The sequence below is a fragment of the Protofrankia sp. Cas4 genome (genome assembly GCF_963555915.1).
GTDB lineage: Bacteria > Actinomycetota > Actinomycetes > Frankiales > Frankiaceae > Protofrankia.
Genome location: NZ_CAUVXL010000117.1, coordinates 1 through 26,813, shown reverse-complemented (window position 1 = coordinate 26,813; position 26,813 = coordinate 1). Strand labels below are relative to the sequence as shown.

Here is a 26,813-nt window from a genome sequence, read left to right as displayed (position 1 = left end):
GTATAAGAGACAGTGCGGCGGCTGTCCGCGAACAGATTCAGCCGCGAACCCTTCTGGTCGATCCAGACGGTGGGCACCTCGGCCACCTCACATCCCAAGGCGCGGGCCACGACCAGAAGGTCGACGTCGAAGAGGAAATCGCGGGCGGACAGATGTGGAGCGACCTGGTCCAGGACGTCTCGCCGAAGCACCTTGGCGCCGCACTGGGTGTCGAAGTAGGGCAACCGGAACATCATGCGAACCAACGTCGCAAAACCGAAACTGGCCGTCCGTCGTCCCAATGGACGGGCTACGGGCAGGAGCGACGCTGGATGCCAGCGACTGGCCACGGCGGCACCGACGTCCTGGGCGACCGCCGCGAGTCTCAACAACTCCCCCGGTGGAGTGGCGCGATCAGCGTCGACAAAAGCAACGAGTTCCGCGTCGGTCCGCCGGAGCGTCTCAATTATCACGCCACCCTTGCCGAGCTTCGGGTAACGATACATGTGCAGTCTGCCATCGGCGAGCTGGCGGCTACGAACGATCGCCGCGGTTTCGTCGGTGCAATAATCCAGCGCCACGAGGAAGCGAATGCCCGGCGCGTCGAGCGCACGCAGATAGCTGTCCAGCGTACGACCGATCCGATGCTCCTCGTTGTGTGCGGGAATAATGATGTCGAGACGCATTGCACTCCCTAACCAGGAGAGTCGACAAGGGCGGGAAACACATTCACCGACAGGTCACCAGATCTATTTCGAAAATTCGGCGACGCATGCCGGCATACGGCATGATGGCCAGCCGCTGCCGGCCGCAGTGTGATCCGTTCCGCCCGGCCCCTCCCCATGGGTCACAGCGTCGAAAATACTCATTGTAAGAAATCAAAGTCAGGCTCTACCCGGCCAGTTTCCTGGCCGTAACTGCCAGGAGACGTCAAAGTTGCGGTTACATGGCCGTTTGCTCCAGGCCCGGTGTCCATACATGGAACTCCAGGTAGAGCCGGGAGAAACGCTACGATGCGTCACCGTGGATGAACGTGCGTTCAGCCTCCGGTTCGGATTCCGGCCCCGACCCGCCTCGACGAACCTACACAACCCGTCACCATCCGACACCCGTAAAAGCCCAACAAAAACAGGACCAACCGAACGCCGCTATTGTGCGGTCCGCTGGCTGCCGCGGCGATGTTGGCCAACCGCACGGACCGGCGCCGACGACGGATCGCGGCGAAGCGCGCCCCGGCAACGCCGGCACCGAATGTCTCCACGCTGGGCGGCCCGCCCGCACCCCACCGCGCACGGCACCGACTCATACGGCTCGAGATCGAGCTGGCCTACATAATCCCCGACCAGTTGACGGCACCGGCAATGCACTACATCACAACAGAGGAGCAACTCCCCGCGACGATGAAGGCGCCATTCATGACCGCACTCCCCACAGGGCCTCACCTGTTGACCCGTGTTCATTGTCCGCCCCCCGATTCAGGCCAGCCGCGTACTCACCGCTGGCAGTTTCCTCGTCCGGAAACCTGTGATTTAGAGCGACCGCAACAGGGGCGCTCTTACACCCGGCTCGGCGGGTTCAGTCACCAACTGTCTGCACCGGTGTGGTGGTTGACGACGAAGGAGTTGACGACGAAGGAGTAACCGGCGGTGGCTGCGTCGCCGTCGCCGCGGGCCGTGCCGGCGCAGCTGCGGGCGGCTGCGCCGCTACGGAGGCCGCCGTTGGTGGCGGCGAGGTAACGGGCGCCGCCGTTGGTGGCTGCGACGTAGCAGCCGGCGACGAAGCAGCCGGCGACGTAGCAGCCGGGGAGGAAGCGCCGGACGGCGACTGGGCGCCAGCAGGCGACGCCGCCGGCTGCCCAGCCGCAGCTGGAGCGGACGTGGTGGGCTGCGGCGCGGACGACGCACTCGGCGTAACAGTCGCCGTCGGCGTCGGGTCCGGCGTCGGGTCCGGCTGCGCAACTGCACCGGACGTGGGTGTCGGCTCAACTGTGCCGGCCGGCGACGGCCCCACGGCGATGGCGGAATCGGTTGGTGTCGGGGCTGGCGACAACCCGGCATCGGGCGTTGCCCGGCCGCCTGGCGTAGCTACCGCTGGCGGCTGGCCGACGACGACACCGCCACCCGGATCGTTGCGGACCGGTGGGATCGTGAGTGGGTCAACCGCGCTGCCGTCGGCGGGCGGCGGTTGCACCGCGAACGGGCCGACCGTGGTTATCCCGGTGCCGCGCGTCGCCGGCGAGAGCCGGACCGCACCGATGTAACCGTCCAACCACAGTGGCGTGATACGGACCACGTCCCCGGTCTGCGGTGCGTGGATCACCAGGCCGCCACCGACGTACATCGCGACATGATGGATCGTCGCTGGATCGGAGCTGTCGTAGGCGTAGAAAACAAGGTCACCGGGTAGCAGCTCGGCCAGCCGGACGGCTTGGCCGACCCGGGCCTGATCTGCGGCGACCCGGGGAATGAGGATCCCCGTGCTCGCGAATGCCTGCTGGGTGAGCCCGGAACAATCATAAGAATCCGGACCTTGCGCACCCCACTCGTACGGCCGACCGAGCTGGCCGAGTGCAAACCGCAGCGCAGCCCGGGCCTGCGGTGACGGACCGAGACCGGCGACGTCCTGCGCCTGCGCGAAGATATGCCAGGCGGCCGTCTCAGGTGTGCTGGCCGTCCCCGGCGTGCTGGCCGTCCCCGGCGTGCTGGCCGTCCCCGGCGTGCTGGGCATCCCCGGTGTGGTGGCCGTCCCCGGTGTCGTGAACGGGTCGCCGATGAGCTCCGGCCCCGCCTGCGCCTGGCGAACAAGGTCGCGCAGGTCAGCCCGCAGTGTGGCGTCCGATCGCCCTGTCCAGTCGCCGTAGAGCCCGGAGCCGAGAACGGACCCGGGCGTCCGGGTGGTCGCAGCCTGGACCGGCGACGGCAGCCAGGACGCCGACACGGGGCCTTGCGAACCGCTCAACCCGCCCACCGCCATGCTGGTGACCAGCACGATGTGCGCGAGGTGCCGCATCTCGTGCCCGCCCCGCTGTGACTGCATGCTCCTCCGTTCATCCGGACTGTTGTGCATACCCATCCCCGACAGGAATCAGGAATTCAGTCTCCGCCCCCGTGTGCCGCAGGCCCGCAAAGCGGGGGCACCCGATCACAGCTACTTCGTACAAGCCACTCGGCGATGCGCGAAAAGCATGATCGGACCACCTTCGGCCCGCCGGATGCCACCGCTGCCGACCGTTGTTCCCCCTGGGCGATCCTCGCGCCCTCGTGCTTGTGCACGTTATACGGAGAGAGCGCCGTCACTCCAGCACGTCAGCCGATTGGAAATATTCGATCATGAAAACCCGACGGACCGACCTTTGATCCGGCTCCCGGATCGGAACCCGGATCGGAACCCGGCAATTCAGCCGACGTTCAAAGTCTATACACTAAACGTTTCCAGATCACGGTGCCGTTGTTCAGAAGAAAAACCTTACACCAACGGCCACACAACCGATGGCCGTTCGCCGGCTACGACCGGCTCCACCAACTGGCCACCCACCGGACATGGCGAATTTGCCATGACGAGACGGTCAGGAAATGCGGCGAGGACAGAGTTGGAAACTGTGATCGGGTCGATCTCCGCCTGATGCGGGGAGCCGACTTGGGGGGACAAGGAAGCCAAGGGATCATGGCGCGGCGAGGCCGCGCGTGCGGATCTTTTCCGGGCACTTCGCATGCGACCATGCATTGACCGCGGCGTTCCCATCCACCTGCTGGTATCCTTGTGCCCTTTTCGGGCCGGCGCCGCCCCGACCGCGGCCAACATCCAGACAGCCAAAGGCGGTGCGACCAACTCTTTCGCGCCGGTGGAGGCGCGCAGAGACAGCGGGGGAACAACCGATGGCGGAGGATGGGTCCGGTCTGTGCCGGCTGCGCTACGGCGGGCTGGCGTGACCATCGCCGCCGAGAATGCGACGCTCGTCGGCGCCACCGGCATCTCACTGCCCCGTCGTCGGATCGTGGCCGAACAGGTCATGGTCATCGCCGGCCAGCTCGGCGCGGGCGGCGGCAATCTACTGTTCTCGATCGTCGCGCTGCGGCTGCTGAGCCCGGGCGACTACGCCGAGCTGGTCACGTTCATCGCTCTATATCTCCTACTGCATGTCCCGGCGGCCAGCCTGTCGGTGGGTAGCGCGATTGCGCCGGGCGACGAGCGGGCGCTGCGCCGCGCCGGGTTGAGGCTCGGCGCCGGCGCCGGCGCCGTCCTCGCGGCGACGAGCGTGCCGTTGTCCGCCGCGCTGCACCTGTCGACCGGGCTCGTGCTCGTCCTGGCCGCTGCCGGCCCGGGTGCGGGGCTGCTGGCGCTCGCCCGGGGGAAGCTGTACGGCGCCGGGCTCGTCGGCGGAGTCACCGCGAGCCTGCTGGCCGAGCCGGTGGGACGGCTGACACTCGGCGTGGTGCTGACCGCGGCGCTTGGTCCGGTCGGCGGAGCGGCCGGGGTCGTTGCCGCCGGCTACTGCGCGCTCGGGATCGCTCGGTGGCGCGGCGCCGGGGTGCGACCGTCAGTGTCGCAAAGCGCCACCGGCGCGGGCCGGCAGACGGCGGCGATGGTCGTGTTCCTGCTGCTCGCCGTCCTGGCGAACCAGGATCTCCTCTGGGCGAACGCGATCCTCGGGCGCGACCAGGCCGCGCTGTTCGCGGTCCTGTCGACGCTCGGCGGCGTCGCGGCGTTCGCGACCGCGACCATCCCGATGGTGCTGCTGCCACGGGCCGCGAACCGTGACACCGCAGCCGTGCTCGTCGCACTGGGCGGGGCGGCCGCGGTCGGTCTCGGTGCGCTCCTGGTCGTCGCGGTGACCCCGACCGGATTCTGGGTGTCAGTTCTCGGCCCCGCCTACGCCGAGACCGGCCGGCTCGCCGTCGCCTATGTCGGGGCGATGGCGATGTTCGGCCTGGCCCGGGTGCTGGCCGCGGAGAACTGCGTCACCGGCGGCGGCCGGGCGTCGGGCATCGCGGTCGGGGTCACCGTGGTCGGCCAGGCGGTCGGCATCGCGCTCTTCCATGACGACGCGCGCTCGATCGCACTGGTCACCTTGGCCGCCATGACCGCCATGACCGCGTCGGTGGGCACCGTGACCATGCTGCGGGCACGGCCCTCGACCGTGGGCGCCGCATGGCCGAGCCGCCTGCGCCAGGTGGCCGCCAACCACACCGGGTGGGCGGTCGCGGGCCTCACCATGCTCGGGATCGTCATCCGGCTCCTGTCGCCGCACAGCATCTGGGTCGACGAAGCGATCAGCATCCGCCAGGCCAAGCTCTTTCCGTTTCAGGAGTCGATCCGCGCGCTGCGGGACACCGACGTGCACCCGCCCCTGTTCGCCACGGTGCTGTGGGTGGAGGTCCACCTGTTCGGGACGGGCCAGTTGGCCGTCCGGTTGCCCTCGATCGTGACCGGCAGCCTGATGGTGCCGATGCTCTATCTGGCCGGCCGGGAGCTCTACGACCGCCGGGCCGGGCTGGCCGCGGCCATTCTCGGCGTCTTCGCCCCGTTCGCGGTCTGGTACTCGCAGGAGACGCGGATGTACCCGCTGTTCCTGCTGTTCGGAGTCAGCGCCACCTGGGCACAGGCACGGGTACTGCGGGTCGGCGGCCGCCTGGCGTGGGTGATGTACACCCTCGCCAGCGCGCTGCTGCTGTGGACCCATTACTTCGCGACGCTGCAGGTCCTCGCGCAACAGATCGTGTTTGCCGTGATCGCCTGGCGCCGGCGCGGATCGCGCCGCGCCAGTCGGGACGGGCCGGATATCGTGGTGCCGTGGTTGACCAGCATGGCCACACTGGCCTTGCTGGTCGCGCCGCTGGTGCCCTTCGTCAACGCTCAGTTCAACGCCTACAACTCCCGTGGCGGGGTGGGTTTCGCCGCGCAGACCAGTGACGTCGCCGCGACTGGCAGCCATCCGCTGCTCTCGATCTACTCGATCGGCGCGAACGGGGTCTGGGCTGTCTTCGGATACCACTCGGATGCGATCGTGGCCACCCTGGTCGCGCTGTGGCCGGTGGGGATGCTGGTCGCCTTCCTGCTGCTCGGCCGGGGCTACTCGCGCAGCGCGGTGTTGCTCGCCGCGACCGTGCTCGTCCCGGTACTGTTTCTGTTTGCGCTCGGTACGCAGAAGGACAACCTGTTCGAGGTCCGCTACTTCGTCGGTATCCTGCCCGGACTGATTCTTCTCATAGCGCGTGCTCTCACGAGCTGGTTGCGGACCACGGCGGGAATCGCGCTCGGCGTCGGGCTGGCCAGCCTGACCCTCGTGCTTGCGCTGAGCGACCAGCAACTCAATCCAAGCGACCCGCGCCTGTACGACTTCGACGGCGCCTTGAAGCACGTCACCGCTCAGGCGAAACCGGGCGATATAATCATATATTCGCCAATCTTCCTGGTCGATGTCGTTGATTACTACTCGCCTTCGCTCCCGTCCTATGGTCCTGGCTCGGGGTCGCTGGCGCGGGCCAGAACCGCCCGCCATGTGTTCGTCATCGGCAGCTTTCTGTCCGATCCCAACGTCGCGGTGGACACCAAAGCCCTCCTGGTCCGGCTGGAACAACGCCGGCAGGTCATCGACACCTTTCACGTCCCTCAAGTAACCGTCTGGGAGCTGCAGTGACCTTCACGCCGAGCCGGGAGACCCTCGCGGACAGCCGCCACCTGTCTCCGGTGGCCCCTGCGGCGCGCCACTCGGTCACCATCGACACGAGGATCGACCCCGATCTCGATCTCGATCTCGGAACCGGCATCGGAACCGGGATCGTCGGGGACCCGCGGCTCGCGCCGCCGACGTGGCAACCGATGGGGTCGGGCCGGCCGCTGCGGCGCCGGATGCTGTATCTGCTGCCGCTGAACGTGCTCGCCTTCTGCTGGTACTTCGGCTGGCTGCTGGCGCCCGGGCGGGTCGGCAACGCGTTCCTTTACACCCTCCTGCTGCTCGCCGAGGCATTCAATGCGGTGCAGGCGCTGGGCTTCTGGTGGACCTGCTCCCGGGAGCGCGTACGCCGGCGCCGGCCACAGGTCAGCGGACAGATAATCGCCGTGGACGTACTGGTACCGGTCTACAACGAGCCGGTCGACGTGGTGGAACCGACGGTGGCCGCGGCGGTCCGGCTGCGGGGCGCGCAGGTGCGCGTGTTCCTGTTGGACGACGGGGACAACCCGCAGATGGCCGCGCTGGCCAGCCGGCACGGTGCCGGCTACATCACCCGGGCGGAACACAACGGCGCAAAGGCTGGCAACCTCAACCACGCGCTCGGCCGAACCTCCGCGCCGATCGTGGTCGTCTTCGACTGCGACCATGTGCCGCACCCGGACTTTCTTGAAGCAACGCTCGGTCACCTCGACGACCCCGGCGTGGGCTTCGTCCAGACGCCGCAGTACTACGCGAACGCCTCGACCAACGAGGTCGCCGGCACGTCATGGGCCCAGCAGGCGCTTTTCTTCGGTGGAATCGCGCGGGGCAAGGACGGCCTGGGGTCGATGTTCTGCTGCGGAACGAACATCGCCTTCCGCCGTAAGGCCCTGGCGGAGGTGGGCGGATTCTCCGAGGATTCGCTGACCGAGGACTTCGAGCTGTCGATCCGCATGCACAGCCGCGGGTGGCGATCGGTCTACGTTCCCGAGGTTCTGGCCAGTGGCCTCGGGCCGGCTGACATGGCCTCCTACACCAGCCAGCAGCTGCGGTGGTCCAGAGGCTGCATCTCGGCGATTCCGGCCGTGCTGGCCGCGGGGCTGCCCCGGCGGTTGAAGGCGCAGTACCTGCTGTCCGCCGGCTACTTCCTGTCCGGCTGGACGGTGCTCATCTACATGATCATGCCGTTGGTCCGGATCCTGTTCGGCGTCCAGCCGATCACCGCGGCCAGCGCCGACCAGTTCCTGCTGCACTTCGCGCCTTACTTCGTCGTGGCCCTCGGCACGGTCGCACTGGCCGGGAACGGTAGCTACACCTTTGGCGCCTTCACCCTGCAGAGCGCGAGCTTCTGGATCGGGGTGCTGTCCACGGTGCGAGCGGTACTGCGCCGGCCCGGCCGCTTCGTCGTCACACCGAAGCAGGGGGCCGGGTCCTGGCAACCGTCGGTGGTCGCGGTACCCGTCGCCGCGGCCGTGGTGCTGATCGCTGCCTCGATCTACGGCTTGACCCAGGACCGGGGCCCGGGAATGGCGAACAGCATCGCGTTCGCCGGCGTACACGCCGCGCTGATGCTGCGCGGGGCCGCACCGGCCCTGGGGTGGCGGGGCCGGACGGCACGCACCGCCGTCGCGTCCGAGGCCACGCCGATCGCGGCCTGACCGGATCCGAACTCCGGTCCTGGTCCTGGTCCCCCCCGGGGGGGACCAGGACCAGGATCAGCCGAAACGGCCGTTGACGTAGTCGGCGGTCCGCGGGTCGTGCGGGTCACCGAACATCTGCTCGGTCCGCCCGTACTCGACCACGTGACCGGGACTGCCCTCCACGGCGAGGAAGAACGCGCAGTGGTCGGACACCCGCGCCGCCTGCTGCATGTTGTGCGTCACGATGATGATCGTCACGTCCGAGGCGATCTCGGCGATGGTCTCCTCGACCCGGCGGGTGGATGTCGGGTCAAGGGCCGAGCAGGGCTCGTCCATCAGCAGCACATCCGGCTCGACGGCCAGGGAGCGGGCGATACACAGCCGCTGCTGCTGCCCGCCCGACAGCGCCCCACCCGGCGAGCGCAGCCGGGTGCGGACCTCGTTCCACAGCCCGGCCCGCAGCAGGCACCGCTCCACCAGGGATTCCTTGTCCTTGCCCTTGATCCCGGCAAGCTTCAGGCCGCTCGCGACGTTGTCAAAGACCGTCATGGCGGGGAACGGGTTGGGCTTCTGGAAGACCATGCCGATCCGCCGGCGGGTCTCCTGTGCCCGCTTGTCGGCGGCGTAGATGTCCTCGCCGTCAAGCAGAACCTGGCCGGCCAGGGACGCGCTCGGGATGAGCTCGTGCATCCGGTTCAGGATGCGCAGGTAGGTGGACTTGCCGCAGCCCGAGGGCCCGATGAGCGCCGTCACCTCGCCTGGTCTCATGGTCAGCGACACCCGGTCGAGGACCTTGCGCTCGCCGAACCAGGCGGAGATATCCCTCGTCTCCAGCGCCGCACCCGAAACCGGCCCGGTGCGCTCGCGGCGGGCAGCGGGAATCAGCCCGCTCGCCGTCGCCGTCGCCGTCGCCGTCGCCGTCGCAGCCACCGCAGTCGCCGGATCGGCCACGCCCGGGAGCTCCTCGGTCGGCTTGTCGAGGGCGGGCATGCCGATCATGGGCGCGTCGGACATGACGTCAGTCCTTTCCAGTCGGACGATGTGCGATCGTGCTGTCCTGCGCACCCGGCGGCTCAAGCGGGCTCGAGCAGGTGCGCAGGCTAAAGCAGGTGCGCGGGCTAGAGCAGGTTCGGGAGCAGGCGGGCGAGGCTTTCATAGACGTTCCAGACCACCGCGACCAGCACAGGTGCGCTCAGAAGATAGGCCGCCGGCGTCTCCCAGCGGTGGAACAACCAGGTCGCGAACACCACCGCGACGAGAAGCACCTGCGCCCACAGCAACAGGGGCAGGGCGGCGGCCGGCTCGCCGGCAAGCGAACGCTCGTCGGCGTAGATGGCCGGGCGGGTACCGGCGGACGGCTGCGCGGCGGTCGTCAGGTTGGCCGTGACCGTCAGCGTGTGCGTCGGGCTGACGGCTGGCGCCGAGGTCACCAGCGTGATCCGGTGGACGGACCCGGTCACCGGCTGCGGTGGCGTGCGCCCGTCGCGGACCTCGACGACGGTGAACTTCGAGATGCCCAGACCTGTGGTCGCGATGATCTGATCGCCGTTGCGCAGCTTGTCGAGCGTGGCGAAGGGGGCGCCAAACGTGGTGCGCCGGCCGTAGACGACCGCCGTACCGGCCTGTCCGGGCAGCGGTGTGTCCCGGCGATGGCCGAGCCCGCGGGTGAGCGCGCCGCTCGTGGTGCCCTCGACCACGACCTGACGGACTTTCAACCGCGGAATCTCGATGATCGCCACCGGAACACCCGGTGTGATCGGTGGTGCCACCGGAGCAACCTCGTCACCGACCTGGGCGAGCTGGCCGCGAAACGTCTTGTAGAGGTTGTCCTGGGTCCGGGCCTCCTGCAGCCCGGACACCGCGAGCAGATAGCCGGCGAAGCCGAGCATCAGCACGGCCACACTGATGAGAACCCGCCCGGCGGCGATCGCGATGACCGCCCGGCCACCGACCGGCGGGCGTGGCGGCTGGCGTGGCGGCTGGCGCTGGCGCCGCCCGCCCCGGTTCGGCGGCGCCGCGCCCGGTGCCACGGTTGAAGGCGCTCCCGGTGCCGGTGCCTGAGTCGTCACGCTCACCCCGTCTACTTCCACATCCGCGGCAGGACCCGGGTCAGTGACCGCGTCGATGCCGACGCGGGTCCGCCGCGTGAATACCAGACGAGCCCGAGGCCGAGTGCCACCGAGCCGAATCCGATCACGATCAGGAGAAGTATCGCGAGCCGCCCGACGCCGGTGGACTCCACCAACGGTCCCGTCCGGGCCGAGGTGGTGAACGCCGCGGTGGAACTCGCCTTCGGCGTGGCCCGGGCCGACGAGCTGGCGCTGGCCCGAACCGTTGCGCTGGGACGAGGACTGGCCGTACTGCCACCGGTCGAGGTCGAGGTCGTGGTCCCGCTTCCGCTACTCCCAGAGGTGGTTCCGTCACCGCTGGCCCCGGAGGTCGTACCGCTGCCGCCCGTCCCGGACGCCGTCGTGCCGCCCGCCGCGGACGTAGCGCCAGTGCCAGTGCCCGGGGATGTGGTCTGCGCCGCGGGCGACGGGCTCGTCGACGGGGTCGGCGTACCGGTCGATGCCGGCGCCGCCTGCAGCCGCACCGCGGCCTGCACCGTGCCCGCCTGTGCGACCAGGTTCGCCGGCAGGCTGAGGTAGCCATCGGGCAGCTGGCCGTTGTCGATCCCGTGCGCCTGGCCCTTGGCCGTGGCGAGGTCGATGAAGTCGGCCATCTTGGCGGCCTTGGTCTTGTCGATACCGCTCGTCGGGACCATCGCGTAGTGGACCAGCGCGAGCGGGTAGAGCGCCGGGTCGGTCGCCGCGTAGTCGGCCTGGCGGACGCCGTTCGCATCGACGGTCATGGCCTTGACGGCCGCCGTGACGGCCGCGTCGGTCGGGGCGTTAAACGAGCCGGCGGCGTTCTTCAGTTCCGCCTGCGGCAGGCTCAGGTTGGTCGCGTCCGCGCTGTCGAACAGCACGAACAACGACCGGGCACCCTGGCGCGCCGCCGAATAGGACGACGGCTGGTGCCCGGGATCCTGGTCGGAGATGGTGCTCGGGTCCTTGCCCGCCGGGGCACCGGCCGCAGCCTGGCGGACGACCGCGTCAAGCCCGCTCAGCGGGGCGAAAGTCATGTTCATCGCCGACGTCGGGTCGACCGTGCGGAACGTGTCGAGCGGGTACCGCACGTTGCCCTTGTTCCACGCGTCCAGGAAGTAGCTGCTGACGTGCATGCCGTACGGGTCCTTGGTGCCCTTGAGAAAGGCGCTCGCGTCCGGGTCCGCGGTGAGCCAGCGGGTCACCTCGTGGGTCAGGTCCTCGCCGTCGGCCGTGAGCACCGGCGGGAAGTAGTTCTGGGCGGTGAAGTCCTTCGCCCAGGCGACACCGGGGTTGAGCGCCTGGAACTCCGGGTCCGCAAAAATCGTGACCGGGTTCCCCGTCGTCCCCGGGTTGGGGCAGTACGCGCTGCCCGGCCCGGTGATGGGCGCCGTGGGGTCGCAGCCGGGCGGCCCGCCCGAACCGTACAGACCGGGATAGGACTGCGTGAGCAGCTTGGCGACCAGCCGGGCGTTCAGCCGCAGCGAGGTGATGGCCGTGTGCGTCACGGGGTCGTCGAGCAGGAAGCCCAGCGAGATGGCGGACACCGCGAGCGGCGCGTAGGCCACCGGATTCGGCCCGGTCGCGCCGGTGGCGGCCGGGCGCGTGGTCAGGGCCATGTCAACGGTGCCGGCGGCAAAGTCCGACCGGGCCTGGGTGTCGCCGAGCAACGAGTAGTCGACGTTGAGCGCGGGCGTGCCCGCGCACGAGCGGGCCGTCCAGCTCAGCATCGCGAGGTTCGCCACGGGGGCGCCTTCGGAGGTGAAGTCAGAGTTGTTGATCGAGCATGCCCCGGCTCCGAGACGGAAGGTCAACGGGATGGCGACGTGCGGCGTCCAGCTGTTCAGGAGCTCGGCGGACGGCTGGGTGAGCTTCCACAGAACCAGCGAACACGGCCGCGTCGAGTTACAGCCCAGGCTCGTCAGCTCGCGCCCCGTCTCGACCACGAAGTCGACGCTGCCCGTCCCGTCCGGCGCTGTGATCCCTTTACGCCTGTTACCCGGACCGTCGGGACCTGCGCCGTTGAGCCCGCCGAGTGCGGTGGGATCGGAACCTGAGGCCAGGGTTTCGGACCCGTAACAGTCGGCGGCCGACTTCGGGTCGGGGCGGCACTGGTAGATCCGGACCTCGTTGGTCGACAGGTCCGCCCCGCTGGAGGGGAAGCCCTTCCAGCTGAGGTGGATCGCCTCGAAACCGAGGTCGCTCGTCTGGCTGACGGTCACCGACGCGTTCGCCCCGATCGCCGGTGCCGGGACGGTCGTCGCCACCGGGACGACCGCGGCCCGCGCCGGCGCCGCTCCTGGCAGGAACAGGGAACCGGTGACCGCCACGACCGCGCCGGCCAGCGCGACGGCGACGCCTACCCGCTCCCTTACCAATCTCGGTGACACGTCTTCTCCAGCCGGGGAGGGACACACCGCGGACGGGTGTGCGGTGCTGTCGGAATCATTCCGCCAGTTCGGACGGAATGTATGGAGCGATCGCTCGGAACACATGGAGCGGTAGCTGCATGCACCGCAGAGCCCGGCGCGAACGCCGGGCTCTGCGTGACACGAACGTTACTTAGGAGATGCCGAACTTGGCACCACAGAGCGTGCCCGTGCCCGAGGTGGGCAGCGAGATGAAGCCCTCGTTGGCGCTGAGCGGGTGGGTGCAGATGTAGCCGGCCTTACCGAAGACCGGGGTGTAGTTCGACCAGATCTTGTCCAGACCGGTGCTGCCGGGCTGGTTCTTGAGGACGTTGAACAGCAGGCGGGCGAACTTGCCGGACGGGTTCAGCGAGTACGGGCCGGCCGCGCCGTTGGCAACGTCGGGGATGGTGGCGGGGACGCTGTCGATCTCGCGGACGGTGAAGCCGTTACGGTTGTCCACGTCGCCACCGCGGGACTGGGCGACCCACTTGCCAGCCGAATACGGCACCAGCGCGTCGCCGATCGTGTCACCGGCCTGGAGGTTGGCCTGCAGGCTCACACCGCTGTTCTCCTCGAGGGTGGCGGGCTGACGCACGCACGCACCCGGCACGAGCGCCGCGTTCGGGCCGTTCACGTTACCGCTGTTGCTCAGCGCCTTGAGGAACGAGTTGCGGGTACCTGACCCCGACTGCGGCAGGTAGGGCTCGATGGGCGAGCTCGGCAGGGCCGAGTTGATGGTGTGCCAGTCGGTGAGCGTGCAGCTGTAGATGGCGGTCAGCTGAGCGGTGCTGACGGTCTTCGGCGTCAGCTTCGGCGAAACCGGCTTCGCCGCCCAGGTCACCACGTCCTTGGCGTACGCGAGGAAGGTCTTGTCGACGTCCGAGGCCTTCGTCGCGTCCGGGTACCGCGAGGAACGCGCGAAGTCGACGCACACGCCGGACGCGTTGTAGGCCGCCGGGTCGTTGTTCAGGGCCGTGACACCGGCACTCGAACCGTTCGGCCGGGCGTAGTTCGCACAACCCGCCTTGGCGGTGATCGGGGTCGTGCCGGTCGCGTTCCAGCTGTAGAGCTTGTGCGCCGGGCTCGTCGCGTTGTACGAGACCGAGTAGTCATTCATGATGTTCTGCGTGGTGTCCGATCCCACACCGACGATGTCGCCGGCCGCGGGGGTGACGCCCGCCGGCGGGTCGGCCAGAGCCGGTCCGCCCATGACGCCCACGGCCAGCGCCGTGGCCGTGATGGCGACCGTGAGGGCCGCCTTCTTCGGAATGTGCATGTTCCACTCCTTGTGGGGAACGGTTTTCACGCGGCGACGTTCAACCGTCGCCCGAGCCGTCGGTGGCTCGGATATGAGATTTCCATATCATTGATGAACACGGCCAGCCACCCGAGGGATTTACCGGGCAGCCACCAGGTAACCATTTCGTAAACTCCTGTGAATGTGCGTTCACAGGTATACTCGGCATTTTGTCGGGGCAGCGGCGGAATTCCTGCCGCCCGGACGCCGCTCATGCCGGTGGCGAGCGCCGGCGCAGATGCGCGCTCAACAACGGAGGAACGAAGAAGGCGGCCAGTACGCTGAGGCCGGCGAACACGAAAAGAACATTCGCCTGGTGACCGCCCTGGCGTAGGCTGGACACCGATACCGGCGCCGCGGAGATGTCACCACCACCGGAACCATTCGAGCCGCTCGAGCTTGCTCCACCGGTGGCCGTGACAACCTGTCCGGTCTCCGGGTCGATTGTCGTGCCCGCACCCGCCGAACCGGTACCGTTCGACGAGTCGCCGCCCGTCCCGGTACCCGACCCGGTGCCGCCCGAGCCGTCGCCCCCGGACGTGTCGCCCGAACCGCTGCCGGTCCCGCTCCCACTGCCGCTACCCGAGCCCGAACCGCTACCACTGGTCGAGCCCGAACCACTGCCGGAACCAGTCCCGCTGGTAGAGCCGGAACCGCCCGACGTGCTGGACGTCGCCGTGGTGCACGCCGGCGCGCCGGCCTTCGCGCAGTCGGCAGGCCGTGGCGCGGTGTTGAGAACCTGCAACGCGGGATTGTTGCAGCTGGCCAGGGTCGGTGCAGCGATGTGCCCCGGTATCCGGTTCATCTGGTCGAAGCCGGCCTGCACGAGGTTGACCGGCAGTGGTGAGAAGCCGAGGTTCTCCGCCTTCTGCTGGCCGGCGCACAGGAAATAACTCATGAACGTCGACAGCGTCCGTCCCTTGTCGGCAGTGAAGCGCCCGACCTCCGCAGTCGGAACAATCATGTAGCTGTAGCTTGAGACCGGGTAGACGCGGGGGTCGTTGTAGGAGTAGACACCCTCGAGGTTCTGGGTGAGGTCGGTGTTGAGTTTCGCCTGCGTGAGAGCAACCGCGACATTGCCCGCGGTCGGCTGGACGTAATATCCACCGGCGTTCAGGATGCTGGCGACCGGGAAACCCGAACGCTGGGCGTAGGAGTACTCGACGTAGGTGATGGCGCCCTCGCCGTACGGTGCGGCGACGTAGTTGGCGACTCCGCTCGACAGCGCCTGGCCCTTTGCCCCGGGAAACGTCGGGTAGAAGGACTGCAGGCCGCAGTTACCGGAAAAACTCGCGTACTTTCTGCAGAAATCCGTCCACAGCCCGGGGTACTGCTTCGACATGTAGAGCGTGAACTGGGCGGAGGTGCCCGAACCGTCAGAGCGCAGGACGGGGGTGATGGCCTTGTCCGGCAGCTGTCGGCCGTTGTCCGCGGTGATGGCCGGATCGGACCAGTTGGTGATGACTCCGGTGAAGATCTTGGTGAGGGTCTCACCTGAGAGCCGCAGGTTGGTGACCTGCTTGCCCGCGACGGTCAGGTGATACATGAACGACGTCCCACCGGCGACGATCGGCAGATAGGCGTAGGGCCGTCTGGCCGCGAGCGGCAGCTCGTCGGTGTCGTTGCTGCCCGGGATCCGAGGCTGGAACGGGATCTCGGAGACGGCGAAGTCGTTGAGCCCGTTCCAGTAGTCCGACCGTCCCGACGACGAGCCGTTACCGGTGTAGTTGACCGGCAGCCCGTTCTTGCGGACGTCACGGACCCACTGGCTGATCATGATCTCGCTCCAGGTGGAGCCTGATCCGGCAACAGCGGCATAGGGGGCGTCGGCGCTGGCCGGTGGGCTCGCCGCCATCCCGACGCCGCCGACGGCGACCGCGCTCAACGCGATCGCGACGAGGCGGGCGACCAGGCGACGGCCCTTCCCGCCTGCGGTTCGCGAGCCTGGGCGGGTTTTGCTGGGGAGAACGGCGAGCATCTTCTACGACACCTCCGCGGAGCGGCGCTTCTGCCGGCGTGAGAGCGCTCCGGGGTTGCGACCACCGACGACGCGGGCGATGACGAACAGCACGAGGACGAGGATGAGCAGCGTCAGGGCCGCGCCATAGGCGCGTGCGACCGACTCGGGCTGTGGAAACTTGACGTAGTTGAGGACGTAGAGCGGCAGCGAGAGCATCGCGCCGTGGGCCGGGTCGGCGTTGAGGTCGTTGGTGAAGCCCGCCGTGAGCAGCACCGGCGCGGTCTCGCCGACGCCGCGGGCAACCCCGAGGATGACCGCGGTCAGCAGGCCCGAACGGGCGGTGGGCAGGACCACGTGCCACACGGTCTTCCACTGGCTTCCGCCGAGGGCGAGGGACGCCTCCCGCAGACCACCGGGAACGATCCGCAAGACGACCTCCGCCGTCCGGGTGATGATCGGCATCATCATCACTGTGATGGCGAGCGAGGCGGCGAACCCACACCGGTTCGTGCCGAGCGACAACACCACGGTCGCGAAGACGAACAGGCCCGCGACCACCGACGGGATCGCGCTCATCGTGTCGACGATCGTGCGAACCGGGCGGGTGAGGGGACCGCGTACCTCGTTGAGGAACAGGGCGGTGGTGATCCCGAGCGGAACCGAGATCAGTACCGCGACGCCGACCTGCAGCAGCGTGCCCACGATGGCGTGGAGCGCGCCGCCGGAGGTCAGCGGGTCTGACGGGGCCGTCACCGACATCGTCTGGGTGAAGAAGTTGAGGTGCAGCGCGGTGTAACCACGGAACGCCGTATAGCCAATGATCAAGGAAAGTATCGTGACGACCGTCAGCCCGGCGGCGTGGCAGATCACCGACATGACCCGGTCGGCCAGTGCGACGCCGCGGCCCTCCCGCGACAGCACGACGGTCGAGTAGACCGCCAGGAAGAGCACGTAGCAGCACAGCCAGAAACCGACGGTCCCCGACAGCGGCAGGAGCCGCTCGAAGAGAACCCAGGTCAGGCAGAGTGCGCACAGCGCTGACCCACCCACGGCGAGGACATCGTCCGCCGTGACCTGGGCCGGGCGGATCCGGACCTCCGGCGGGGACTCAGGCAGTGCGGGTCCGGCCGGGTTCCGCACTGTGCCGGGCACCGGGTGCCCGAGCGGCGAAGTCGTGGTGATCGCCATCAGATCTCCGTTGCCTCGCCGGAACGGGACCGGCTGATGATGGTCGAGGCGAGCGCGTTGACCAGCAGTGTCAGGGCGAAGAGCACCAAGCCGGCACCGAAGAGCGCGGCCAGCCCGAACGACCCGGACTCGTTGTAGCGCAGCGCGATGAGTGAGGAGATCGACATCCCACCCTGCTCCAGAATGTGGATCATTCGTCCGGGTGAGGCGAAGAGCGGCGCGATGATCAGATAGACGGCGATGGTCTCGCCCAGCGCCCGCCCGAGACCGAGCATGACCGCGCCGACCATGCCGGCTCGGCCGAATGGCAGGACGACTGCGCGGATCATGCCCCAACGGGTGCCACCGAGTGCCAGCGCCCCCTCCCGTTCGCCGGCCGGGGTCTGCGAGAAGACCTCGCGCATGATCGATGTAATGATCGGCGTGACCATGAGTGCGACGACGAGCCCGGCGATGAAGGTGGACGAGGCGTACTGACCGAGACCGGTGACCCCGCGGTGGGTGTGGAAGAACGGAAACCAGCCGAGATGGTCGGCCAACCAACGGCTCACCGTGATGGCCCGGGGCTGGAGGAAGAAGAAGCCCCACAGCCCGTAGACGATGCTGGGGATGGCGGCCATGAGGTCGAGCAGGGAAACCATCGGACGGCGCAACCTACGCGGTGCGTACTCCGAGACGAACAGCGCGGTACAGATCGACAGCGGAACGGCGACGACGAGCGCGACACTGGCAATGAGGATCGTTCCCAGCAGGACCGCGCCGACACCGAACGTGTTCGAGCTCGGCAGCCACTGGGTCTCGGTGAAGAAGGACAGGCCGACCTTCCGCAGGGCCGGCAGTGCCTTGTAGAGCAGAAAGACGCCGATGAAGCCCATCGTCGTCATCACGGTTATGGCGGCCGTCCGGCTGACGCCGCGAAATACGCGGTCGGCAACTCCCGGCCGTGGGCGCGTGTCGCGCCGGACCTCGACAGGGGAACCCGCATCCCCGCCCGATGCCACCTGGCCTGTCTCCAGGTCGGTGGCCAGATACGCGCCGGGCGTCACGGTGGAGTCTCCCCCTGACCGGCGCCGGCGACGTCGGTTCTTCTCCATCGCTTCGATATAAAAACAGACATCGCCGCCCAGGTGGCGATCTGAAGGTGAACAAACCCCGAATTCTGACAACCATCGGGAGGCACCACAGGTATACGAAATGAACGGGCGTTCATTTCGTATACCTGTGGTGGCAAGGCGGGGCAGGCTGCTGCGGGCCCGGACTGCTCAATCGGGGACCTTGCTCAATCGAGGACCTTGCGCGATCGAGGATCGTGCCCGATCGAGAATCGGCTCAGCCGGTTCGGACGAAGCGAGCCGCGTCGGCGACCACGTAGTTGTCGGTTCCGGTGGTGGCCACGGTCACGGTTCCCGCCGTTCCGACATCGAACGGCCAGGCCCCGATCGGCGCCCAGCGACTGCCACCGGCGCGCTGGTCCACGATGACCGTGGCCGAGCCGCCCTGGTAGGCAACGGTCACCGGCACGTTCGACGCCCGCGTGGTTGCCGACGTCCACCGCAGGTAGACCCGATAGGTGCCGGCCGTCGGTAGGGAGGGCACGAAGCGCACGCTCTTGCCACCTTTGCCGGCGTTGCCGTCATGCAGGTAGCCGGTGCCGTAGTAGCCGGCGATCGCCGTACTGGACGTCCAGCCACCAGTGATCACTGTTGTCGGGGCGGTGTCGTCGACGGCGACGTCGGGATAGTCCAGCGCGGCCATGTCCTCGAACAGCCGGGTGCGAAGGGCCACCGGGTCGAGGGCCTGCACGGTCACAGCGCCGTCGAGCGCCAGCTTGGCCGCGGTACCGGCCGCCTGTCCGAGAATCATGAACACCGGCTCCATCCGCACCGAGCTGTAGGCGACATGCGACGCTGACAGACAGACGGGGACGATGAGGTTCGTGCACTGCGCGGCATCGGGGATCATCGCCCGGTACGGCAGCCGGTACGGTGCGGGAACGGGGATCTGGAAGTCGCCCTCGTTCGTCACCAGCCCGCTGACGACGAGCCGCTGGCTGTTGTGAGAATCCCGGGCGTAGCTGGCTAGGCCGATGCCGTCGGCGACGGTGGTCTGGCCACGGCAGTCCGCCTCGGTCAGGACATAGCCCGAGCTGACCATCCGACGGGCTTCACGCACGTAGAGTTGCGGCGGCCAGTTACCGGTGGCGGTGAACTCGTCGGGTGCCAACCCGTAGGCCGCGACCGCGGACCGGACGTCGGCGCGCACCCCGGTGTTGTTCGCCAGGAAGTAGAGCAGGCCCTGCTGGTAGGCGGTGTGATCAGCCACGATCGGCGCGCGCTGCGTCCAGGTCGCGCCCGGGTAGGTGTCCGCGGCGCCGACATGGTCGAGCGAGAAGGGGCCTGCGTTGTTCCCGTCGAACTTGGCGTTCGGCAGTGCCGCGTTGTTCAGGAACGCGGCGGCCTTGTCGGTGAACGGGTCGGCGTACCCGGCCGCGATCAGCCGCGGTACGAGGGCGTAGCGGTTCGGGTCGTAACCGGCGGGCCGTGGAAACGCGATCCGGTTCGACGCCTTGGTCAGGCAGAGCCGGTAACAGTAGGCCTGGACGTGGGTGTCGCCACTGCCGATGGCCCCCAGCGCGGCCGCGGAGATCTCGGGCAGCAACCCGCTGGTCGGGTCGCCCGCCCGCCGGTACGGGTCGACCGCGACGCTGAACTGGTTCTTGGAGAACACCTGGACGCCGTTGTTGGACTCGCCGTAGGTCGCGTTCGACTCGCGGCCGATCCGGTGGTGAACCCCCGCGAGCGCCAGCAGGTCCCCCTCGTAGGAGGCGTCGATGAACATCTGCGCCCGCACGACGGTGCCGTCGTCCGCCGTCACGGAGGTGAGCCGGGCGCCGCTGCGGCCGACGGAGGCCAGCGTCCGCTTGGTGTAGACCGGCACCTGCGCCCCGGTGAGCATGTCGCTCACGACCGTGGCGGCCACCCGTGGCTCGAAGGTGGTCAGCATCGGCGTCAACACCCCGAGCGAACCGCCGTTGTAGGCGACATACACCCTGCGGTAGAACTCGCGCGCGAGCCCGCCGACGGTGCCGCCCGTACCGATGTCGGTCCGGGCGAGCCCGCCGGTGGTCATGCCGCCGACGTGCGCGGTCGGTTCGAGGATCACCACCGAACCGCCCATGCGCCGCATCTGCACGGCGGCGGTGACACCGGCCATGCTCGCGCCGTACACGCAGAGGTCCGCCACTATCGGTGTGACCGCGGTGGCGGATGATGTGACGGTCAGCTCAAGGGCCGCGACCGAGCCGGCGGCGGCTGCCATCCGGAGCAGGTCTCGGCGGTGCAGCCCAGGATTCAGCGTCGGTCGGCGGGCCATGGATCCCCTCGTCGGTCGGGCTCGTGCCGGTCCGCACATCGATCTCCCCAGCCGGCAGGTTGGACCCTATTGACGCGTAATTGCCGGAGGCAACGACCACCGCGTCACATGCATGCGCCGATCCGGCGTCCAGCGGAAGACCGCACCGTGAATCGGGCAGCCACCCCTCCCCCGGCCCCCCGGCCCCCCGGGATCCACTATGGGGACGGAACGGAGCGAGTGCGTGTGACAAGGCGGGCGACCACACGACCACCGAGACGGCTACCGAGGTCAGCGGCTGGGCCCCACCGATATCCGGTCACCTCCTCAGCCTGGATCGTCACCGCAACCTGCGCGGTGATGCCGAACAGGAACCGCAGGTCGTAGTGCGTGTGCTCGGGTTCGCCCCGAGCAGGGTTCGCCGGGATCAGGTGGGCGTCGATGTCCACTGGCCGGGACAGCAGCAGACCCGCGGATGTCGGGTCGATGCCGGTTTCCTCGGCGAGTTCCCGCAGCGCAGCGTCCACGAGCGAGGAGTCGGACGGTTCGACGTGACCACCAGGTAGCAGCCACCGCCCGAGCGCGGCATGCCGGATCCGCAACACCAGCCCGTCGCGAGCGACCACGACCGCGCCGCAGGTGACATGTCCCGGCATCGTCGTGCGGGAAGCTACCGGTACGCCGACCGTTGCCGCGTCGAGCAACGGGCGCAGCACGTGAGCCTCATCGGGATAAACGTCGAGATATTGGCGGACCATCACGGTCACATCCTCGTTGGTGACGGTCACAGCGGACGGACTCCTCAGTCGTCGTTGAAGCAACGCAGCCAGGCCGACGCGATTATTTCACGGTCGCCGGGGTCAACTTCATGCACGCCAGGCTCTACCATCCCTGCGGACAATGCCGCTAGGGCAGCGAGTATTTCGCCCTGGATCAGGAAGGTGAACGGACCGACTGACGCTCCACACGTGAACTGATTGACCAGTCTGTTACGCATTGGCCGCACGAAAAACGCGTCATCGAGATGATCGACCGCTTCCGGGACGTCACGCCGAACGCACTACCCGCCTACCGTCCATCATTGTCCGAATAGTACCCATGGATCACCAGCGGACACTCTCCGCATATCTGAAGCCGGTCGCTCTAAACCTACCGAACAAGCACCTTAGGGCACCTCACTGAGAGGCAGGCCATCAGATCACAACCCTGGCCCCAGCGCGTGCCGTCCGGCGCAGCGGCAGGATTGTCGATGCTGACTGGCAGCATGGTCGGCATGGCCAACTGGGATGACGTCGAAACGGCCGCGCCGGAACTCGCTGCGGCGGTCAGGGGTCGGTTCGAGGCGTACGGGCTCGCGATCCTCGCCACCCTGCGGCGCGACGGCTCTCCCCGGGTGAGCGGGATCGAGCCGCTGTTCGCGCTCGGCGGGCTGTGGCTCGGCATGATGCCGGACTCCCGCAAGGGAACCGACCTGCTGCGGGACCCACGCTGTGCCCTGCACAACGCGACCACGGACAAGAACGTCGCCAACGGTGATGCGAAAATCAACGGCCGTGCGGTCGTCGTGAGTGACACCGACAGTCTGAACGCCTACCGAGCGGCCTGGGCGACGTCCACGGACGCACCGGTGCCCGAGCCGTTCGCCCTGTTCAGGATCGACGTCACCGAGCTGACGATGATCAGCGTTGCCGATGACGAGCTCGTCGTGGACTTTTGGCGCGAGGGGGCACGACCCGAGCGAACCATCCGAAAATGATCATTTTCGGGCGCTCTGAGTAACCGGTATACGACCGAACCGTACTCGAACAGATCGACGATAACGTCGGCTAACGGTAGCGTAGAAGAGCGGCGATTGGTAGTGTACAACGCCTGCGAATGGTAGCGTACGGCACCGTGCGCGAGTACCGGACCCGTGTCGTGGACAGCGAACTCGACGAATTGCTGCCTAGCCTGGCTGCGATCAGCCTGGAAGGGCCGAAGGGTGTCGGCAAGACTGCGACAGCAACGCGACGAGCCCGTACGGTCTTCACCTTGGACGACTCGGCCCAGCGCGAACTCCTGCGGGCCGATCCGCAGCGCCTCGACCGCTCACCCACGCCGGTGCTCGTCGATGAATGGCAACGTGAACCGGCGGTGTGGGACCTCGTACGCCGCAGCGTCGACCGTGACCCCGCACCCGGCCGCTTCCTGCTAACGGGTAGCGCCACGCCGACCATCGCGCCCACCCATTCCGGCGCCGGCCGGATCGTGACGCTGCGCATGCGTCCGATGAGCCTCGCGGAACGTGGGCTGGCGACTCCCGCCGTCGGACTGTCCGATCTCCTCACCGGACGACACCCGGTCGTCGACGGCTCCTCGGACCTGACCATGTCTGACTACGCCGAGGAGATCATACGGTCCGGCTTCCCAGGAATCCGCGATCTACCGGCCAGAGCCCGCAGAGCGCAACTCGACGGCTACCTCACCCGGATCGTCGAACGGGACTTCCCCGAACAAGGCCACATGGTCCGTCGACCCGCCACTCTGAAAGCGTGGCTTACCGCCCACGCCAGCGCGACCTCCACGACAACCTCGTACAGCGTCATCCTCGATGCGGCGACCGCGGGCGACGACGACAAGCCCGCCAAGACAACCACCATCGGCTATCGGGATGTGCTGTCACAGCTGTGGCTACTCGACCCGCTGAGCGGCTGGTCTCCCAATCGGCCCACCTTCGCCAGGCTGGGTATGGCGCCCAAGCATCACCTGGCAGACCCGGCTCTCGCCGCACGCCTGCTCGGCGCGGACGTGCACGCACTACTGGACGACTCCGTCTCCGGACCAGCCGTCCCCCGTCATGGTCCGCTGCTCGGCGCTCTGTTCGAGTCGCTCGTAACACTCAGCATGCGCGTGTATGCACAAGCCGCCGAAGCCGTCGTGCATCACGTGCGGACCCGGAACGGGGACCACGAAGTCGATCTGATCGTCGAGCGAGCCGACCATCGCGTCGTCGCGTTCGAGATCAAACTCACCCCTGCTGTCAGCGACCGCGACACCGTCCACCTGAGATGGCTGCGGGACCGGCTGGGCGACGACCTGCTCGACGCAGCCGTCATCACCACCGGTACCCATGCCTATCGGCGACAGGACGGCATCGCGGTTATCCCGGCCGCCGCGCTGGGGCCCTGACCCTGCACTGCCCGTCACAGCGACAGCCGGAAGAGCGACAGCCGGAAGAGCGACAGCCGGAAGAGCGACAGCCGGAAGAGCGGGCAGAGGACCGCGACAGCGTTCCTGGGCCAAAAGCTCAACCATCTGGTTAACTGATGGGCCAAACCTTGCTACATTCAACCATGTGGTTGAGGAATCGATCGGCATAAGCAACATGATCGGCATGATCGGCATGGACGCCGTGTTCCACGCGCTTGCGCACGACGCACGACGCACGATGCTCCAGCGACTCGCCCTGGGCGAGCTGACGGTGGGTGAGCTTGCCGAGCCGCTGACCATGTCGCTCGCGGCTGCTTCGAAGCACGTGAAGGTTCTCGAGCGGGCGGGCCTGATCCGCCGCACCGTGGACGGTCGCCGCCATGTGTGCCGGCTGCAACCCGCCCCGCTGGCATCGGCCCTCGCATGGTTCCGCTTCTACGACCGTCACTGGAACGAGCGACTCGATGCTCTCGAGGTCCTCTTCCGCACCGACGCCAGCGCGGACCCGACAACAAAGATCCGCAACGTTCTGGAAGTCTGATCAGCATGAGGTCTACCGACAACATCGTCAAGATCCTTGAGCGCGACGCCATCGGGTACGCGGATCTCTTTGCCGAAGACGACGACCCGGTCGAGTATGGATGGACCATCGCCCACCGGTCAGACGTAATCCGGGTCGAGGCCGTCACCCGGCAGGCCTCCGCCGACCCCGCCGAAGCGTGGCGGTTCGCCACCGCACTGCGCGACGCGCTCCTTGGCGCGGGGTTCACGCTCGCCTTCGACTGCCGCCTCGGCGTCAGGCCCGCCAAAGGATCATCGCCGGACGGGCCCCCGCAGAGCTGGCGCGGATTCGTAGACCTCGGCCTTCAGCCATCGTGACGGGCTGATGACCGTGCCCTGACGTCTCCGCCGGCCCATCCTGCCCGGTCCGCTACCGACAACGTCCGTTGACAACGTCCGTTACCGACAACATCCGCTACCGACAACGTCCGCTGACGGTAGCGTCCGCTGACGGTAGCGTCGGGGAGCCACGATTAGTGGCTCATGATGAGCGCACCTGGTGGCGTGAGGGCATCAGTCGCGGCGGAGCGTCACGCCCTGCGCGTTGAAGAAGAAGCCGCCGGCGGTCACGATGGCTCGGCGGGCGTCGGGGACCTGACGCTCCCCGGCCAGGCCCTGGAGCTGGTGCACCGCCTCCCGGACGTGACCCGAACCCTGCGTACCGCCCTCGGACAACGCCCCGCCGTGGGGGTTCACCGGGACCCGACCGTTGATCAGAATACGGTTGGTCTTGTCGTCCCAGTGTTCCTTGATGAAGTGGCCCGCCTCGCCGGGGCCGCAGTAGCCGACGTTCTCCAACCAGTTCAGCGTGATGATGGTGAAACCGTCATAGGGAAAGTAGACGTCGGCGTCGTCGATCCAGAAGTCGCTCTTCGCCTTGAGGGTTTCCACAACAACCTGCTGCCCGTGCTGGCGGAGGCTGGGTGTCTGATCCTCCTCGTGCCTGTCCACCATGCCCAGCGCCGCGGCCTGGACGAGAACCGGCGGGTGCGGTAGGTCGCGGGCCCGCTCGGCCGTCGTGACCACGAACGCGTCCGCGCCGTCCACCGGAACGTCCATGTCGAGCATGCACAGCGGCCAGCGGATCATGCGAGCGGACAGGTAGTCGTCCATTGTCAGGGGTTTATGCATGGCCGCCGCCGGGTTGGCAGCGGCGTTCGTGCGGCCGTTGATGGCGACGTAGCCGAAATGTTCCTTCGGGACGCCGTACTCATACATGTACCGCGACGCCCAGGCCGTGTATCCAACGCCACCGAAGACCGTCTCCGGCCCGGGCGAGACACCGGGGCTCAGGGGTCGGCGGAACGGATCCTTCAGCGCGGACGCGGTGCTCCACGCCTCCCGGTAGGCGGCGTGATAGACGAGTGCGACCTCGCACAGGCCGCTGTGCACTGCACTCACGGCGGCGGCGAGCTGGTTCACGAACGGGATCACCGGTTCGGCGAACCAGCTGATCTCGGGAATGCCGAGAATCGCCTGCAGCTCGGGAGCCGGCGGCGTCGAGCCGGAGATGCCGTCGACGTCGGCCGCGGTCAGCCCGCAGTCGCGCAGCACCTGAATGCATGCCTGCGCGGCATAGGACGCACGGCTCCGCTCGGTGTTGCGGGGCTGGAAGCCGGTGGTGGCCGCCGCGGCGATGGCCACCTTGTCCTTCATCGGGTTACGACTGCTGATCATCGTCCGGCCTCCGTTACCGCCGCGCTGGTGCTGGTGCCGGCGGCGCTGCTGCCTGCGGTGGTGCTGGCCAGGCGGAACACCGGGAGCGGCGTGCCGGAGCGTTCAATCCAGTCGAGTTCAACCCGCTCCGCGATGCGGATCGCGTCACCCGCGGCCCCGACGACCGTGCTGGTGAACCGCAGCCCCTCCTGCTCGTCGAGCGCGACGGTCACGACCGGGTGTGGCGTGGCGTAGTCCACACCTTCGGCCGGCGGCCCCTGATGCAGGAAGACGGTCATGAAAATGCTCCCCTGCCCCGAGACCTCGGTGGGCACGATGTTCCACGACCAGCACGCGGGACACACGGGCTTGGGTGGGTGTCGCCAGGTGCCGCAGTCGCCACAACGGTTGATCACCAATCGGTGCGCGAGCCGGCCCCGGTAGTGCGCCGCATTGTCGCGGGTCAGGGTATGCCCCGGGAACCGGGTCACCAGTTCCTCGTCGCTGATCAGCTCGTCCATCCGACCTTCCCTCCGTCACGCGGTCCACGGTCCACGGTCCACGCGGCCCACCGCCCACAATACGGTTATCCAGGTTAAACGAATAGACCGCTTATCGATCACGGCCGGAGACCGCAGGGATCTGGGCCGCGTCCCACCGGTTCATCCGCCGTCCGCCGTCCGCCGTCCCGACGGCAGCGACTCAGAACGGTGGTGGTTCCGGGACGGGCGGCGGTTGCGGGACGGGCTGCGGTTCCGGGGTGGCCTCTGGTTCCGGGTGGGGTTCGGGTTCGGTCTGGTAGACCCGCAGTTCCGGACTGGTCCAGGTCACCGCACCCGCCT

The 26,813-nt window shown here is 68.0% G+C and carries 19 protein-coding genes; 6 read left to right on the top strand and 13 right to left on the bottom strand.

The genetic code is table 11. The features are described from left to right. Together U9979_RS10895 and U9979_RS10890 are read right to left on the bottom strand one after the other, a co-directional pair. Window positions 1–665, bottom strand: a 665-nt coding sequence (locus tag U9979_RS10895; RefSeq protein WP_322779276.1) for a glycosyltransferase, incomplete at its 3' end; no start/stop codon positions are given. 889 nt (window positions 666–1,554) lie between these two features. Beyond that, window positions 1,555–3,015, bottom strand: coding sequence for a C40 family peptidase (locus U9979_RS10890; protein WP_322779275.1), 1,461 nt, complete (start codon window positions 3,013–3,015; stop codon window positions 1,555–1,557). A gap of 862 nt (window positions 3,016–3,877) precedes the next feature. Between U9979_RS10890 and U9979_RS10885 the strand changes: the two genes are divergently transcribed. Beyond that, window positions 3,878–6,616 (top strand): glycosyltransferase family 39 protein, encoded by a 2,739-nt coding sequence (locus U9979_RS10885; protein WP_322779274.1) that lies wholly within the window; start codon window positions 3,878–3,880, stop codon window positions 6,614–6,616. Then, on the top strand, window positions 6,613–8,289 hold the full coding sequence (locus U9979_RS10880) for a glycosyltransferase family 2 protein (protein WP_322779273.1): 1,677 nt from the start codon (window positions 6,613–6,615) through the stop codon (window positions 8,287–8,289). Before U9979_RS10885 ends, U9979_RS10880 begins: the two co-directional genes overlap by 4 nt. A 57-nt stretch (window positions 8,290–8,346) precedes the next feature. Here U9979_RS10880 and U9979_RS10875 read toward each other — a convergent pair whose 3' ends face one another. The 9 genes from U9979_RS10875 to U9979_RS10835 form a co-directional block, all read right to left on the bottom strand. Then, on the bottom strand, window positions 8,347–9,285 hold the full coding sequence (locus U9979_RS10875) for a phosphate ABC transporter ATP-binding protein (protein WP_322779272.1): 939 nt from the start codon (window positions 9,283–9,285) through the stop codon (window positions 8,347–8,349). Window positions 9,286–9,389: 104 nt separating this feature from the next. Then, complete coding sequence (locus U9979_RS10870) at window positions 9,390–10,346, bottom strand: sortase (protein WP_322779271.1); 957 nt, start codon at window positions 10,344–10,346, stop codon at window positions 9,390–9,392. Between the two features lie 5 nt (window positions 10,347–10,351). Further along, window positions 10,352–12,748, bottom strand: a complete 2,397-nt coding sequence (locus tag U9979_RS10865) for a hypothetical protein (RefSeq protein WP_322779270.1) — start codon at window positions 12,746–12,748, stop codon at window positions 10,352–10,354. Window positions 12,749–12,920: 172 nt separating this feature from the next. Beyond that, a complete protein-coding gene (locus U9979_RS10860; protein WP_322779269.1) occupies window positions 12,921–14,045 on the bottom strand; it encodes a PstS family phosphate ABC transporter substrate-binding protein in 1,125 nt (374 codons plus the stop codon). Window positions 14,046–14,277: 232 nt separating this feature from the next. Continuing rightward, on the bottom strand, window positions 14,278–16,044 hold the full coding sequence (locus tag U9979_RS10855) for a phosphate ABC transporter substrate-binding protein PstS (protein ID WP_322779268.1): 1,767 nt from the start codon (window positions 16,042–16,044) through the stop codon (window positions 14,278–14,280). A gap of 3 nt (window positions 16,045–16,047) precedes the next feature. Beyond that, on the bottom strand, window positions 16,048–17,214 hold the full coding sequence (pstA, locus tag U9979_RS10850; protein WP_322779267.1) for a phosphate ABC transporter permease PstA: 1,167 nt from the start codon (window positions 17,212–17,214) through the stop codon (window positions 16,048–16,050). After that, window positions 17,214–18,260, bottom strand: a complete 1,047-nt coding sequence (pstC, locus tag U9979_RS10845; protein ID WP_322748217.1) for a phosphate ABC transporter permease subunit PstC — start codon at window positions 18,258–18,260, stop codon at window positions 17,214–17,216. The genes pstA and pstC overlap by 1 nt, the downstream gene beginning before the upstream one ends. 283 nt (window positions 18,261–18,543) lie before the next feature. After that, window positions 18,544–20,586 (bottom strand): FAD-dependent oxidoreductase, encoded by a 2,043-nt coding sequence (locus U9979_RS10840; protein WP_322748218.1) that lies wholly within the window; start codon window positions 20,584–20,586, stop codon window positions 18,544–18,546. A gap of 197 nt (window positions 20,587–20,783) precedes the next feature. Next, entirely contained in the window at window positions 20,784–21,353 is a 570-nt protein-coding gene (locus tag U9979_RS10835) for an NUDIX hydrolase (RefSeq protein ID WP_322779266.1), read from the bottom strand. Window positions 21,354–21,814: 461 nt separating this feature from the next. On the opposite strand from U9979_RS10835, the gene U9979_RS10830 reads away from it, so the two are divergent. From U9979_RS10830 to U9979_RS10815, 4 genes are all read left to right on the top strand, one after another. Next, window positions 21,815–22,321, top strand: a complete 507-nt coding sequence (locus tag U9979_RS10830) for a pyridoxamine 5'-phosphate oxidase family protein (protein WP_322779265.1) — start codon at window positions 21,815–21,817, stop codon at window positions 22,319–22,321. Between the two features lie 119 nt (window positions 22,322–22,440). Next, window positions 22,441–23,733: an ATP-binding protein gene (locus tag U9979_RS10825; protein ID WP_322779264.1), complete on the top strand. Its 1,293-nt coding sequence runs from the start codon at window positions 22,441–22,443 to the stop codon at window positions 23,731–23,733. Between the two features lie 196 nt (window positions 23,734–23,929). Next, complete coding sequence (locus tag U9979_RS10820; protein ID WP_322779263.1) at window positions 23,930–24,295, top strand: metalloregulator ArsR/SmtB family transcription factor; 366 nt, start codon at window positions 23,930–23,932, stop codon at window positions 24,293–24,295. A 5-nt stretch (window positions 24,296–24,300) separates the two neighbouring features. After that, window positions 24,301–24,633 carry a hypothetical protein gene (locus tag U9979_RS10815; RefSeq protein ID WP_322748223.1) on the top strand — a complete coding sequence of 111 codons (333 nt, stop codon included), beginning with the start codon at window positions 24,301–24,303 and terminating at the stop codon, window positions 24,631–24,633. 195 nt (window positions 24,634–24,828) lie between these two features. Here the strand turns inward: U9979_RS10815 and U9979_RS10810 are convergent, their stop codons facing one another. Next, window positions 24,829–25,992: a thiolase C-terminal domain-containing protein gene (locus tag U9979_RS10810; RefSeq protein WP_322748224.1), complete on the bottom strand. Its 1,164-nt coding sequence runs from the start codon at window positions 25,990–25,992 to the stop codon at window positions 24,829–24,831. Further along, a complete protein-coding gene (locus U9979_RS10805) occupies window positions 25,989–26,492 on the bottom strand; it encodes a Zn-ribbon domain-containing OB-fold protein (RefSeq protein ID WP_322755769.1) in 504 nt (167 codons plus the stop codon). Before U9979_RS10805 ends, U9979_RS10810 begins: the two co-directional genes overlap by 4 nt. Between the last annotated feature and the right edge of the window lie 321 nt (window positions 26,493–26,813).

Excerpts from the sequence above, each read along its gene's own strand:
- U9979_RS10890 (WP_322779275.1), bottom strand. The coding sequence starts at position 3,015 with ATGCAGTCACAGCGGGGCGGGCACGAGATGCGGCACCTCGCGCACATC.
- U9979_RS10875 (WP_322779272.1), bottom strand. The coding sequence starts at position 9,285 with ATGTCCGACGCGCCCATGATCGGCATGCCCGCCCTCGACAAGCCGACC.
- U9979_RS10860 (WP_322779269.1), bottom strand. The coding sequence starts at position 14,045 with ATGCACATTCCGAAGAAGGCGGCCCTCACGGTCGCCATCACGGCCACG.
- U9979_RS10855 (WP_322779268.1), bottom strand. The coding sequence starts at position 16,044 with ATGCTCGCCGTTCTCCCCAGCAAAACCCGCCCAGGCTCGCGAACCGCA.
- pstA (WP_322779267.1), bottom strand. The coding sequence starts at position 17,214 with ATGGCGATCACCACGACTTCGCCGCTCGGGCACCCGGTGCCCGGCACA.
- U9979_RS10840 (WP_322748218.1), bottom strand. The coding sequence starts at position 20,586 with ATGGCCCGCCGACCGACGCTGAATCCTGGGCTGCACCGCCGAGACCTG.
- U9979_RS10830 (WP_322779265.1), top strand. The coding sequence starts at position 21,815 with ATGCTGACTGGCAGCATGGTCGGCATGGCCAACTGGGATGACGTCGAA.
- U9979_RS10825 (WP_322779264.1), top strand. The coding sequence starts at position 22,441 with ATGGTAGCGTACGGCACCGTGCGCGAGTACCGGACCCGTGTCGTGGAC.
- U9979_RS10820 (WP_322779263.1), top strand. The coding sequence starts at position 23,930 with ATGATCGGCATGATCGGCATGGACGCCGTGTTCCACGCGCTTGCGCAC.
- U9979_RS10815 (WP_322748223.1), top strand. The coding sequence starts at position 24,301 with ATGAGGTCTACCGACAACATCGTCAAGATCCTTGAGCGCGACGCCATC.
- U9979_RS10810 (WP_322748224.1), bottom strand. The coding sequence starts at position 25,992 with ATGATCAGCAGTCGTAACCCGATGAAGGACAAGGTGGCCATCGCCGCG.
- U9979_RS10805 (WP_322755769.1), bottom strand. The coding sequence starts at position 26,492 with ATGGACGAGCTGATCAGCGACGAGGAACTGGTGACCCGGTTCCCGGGG.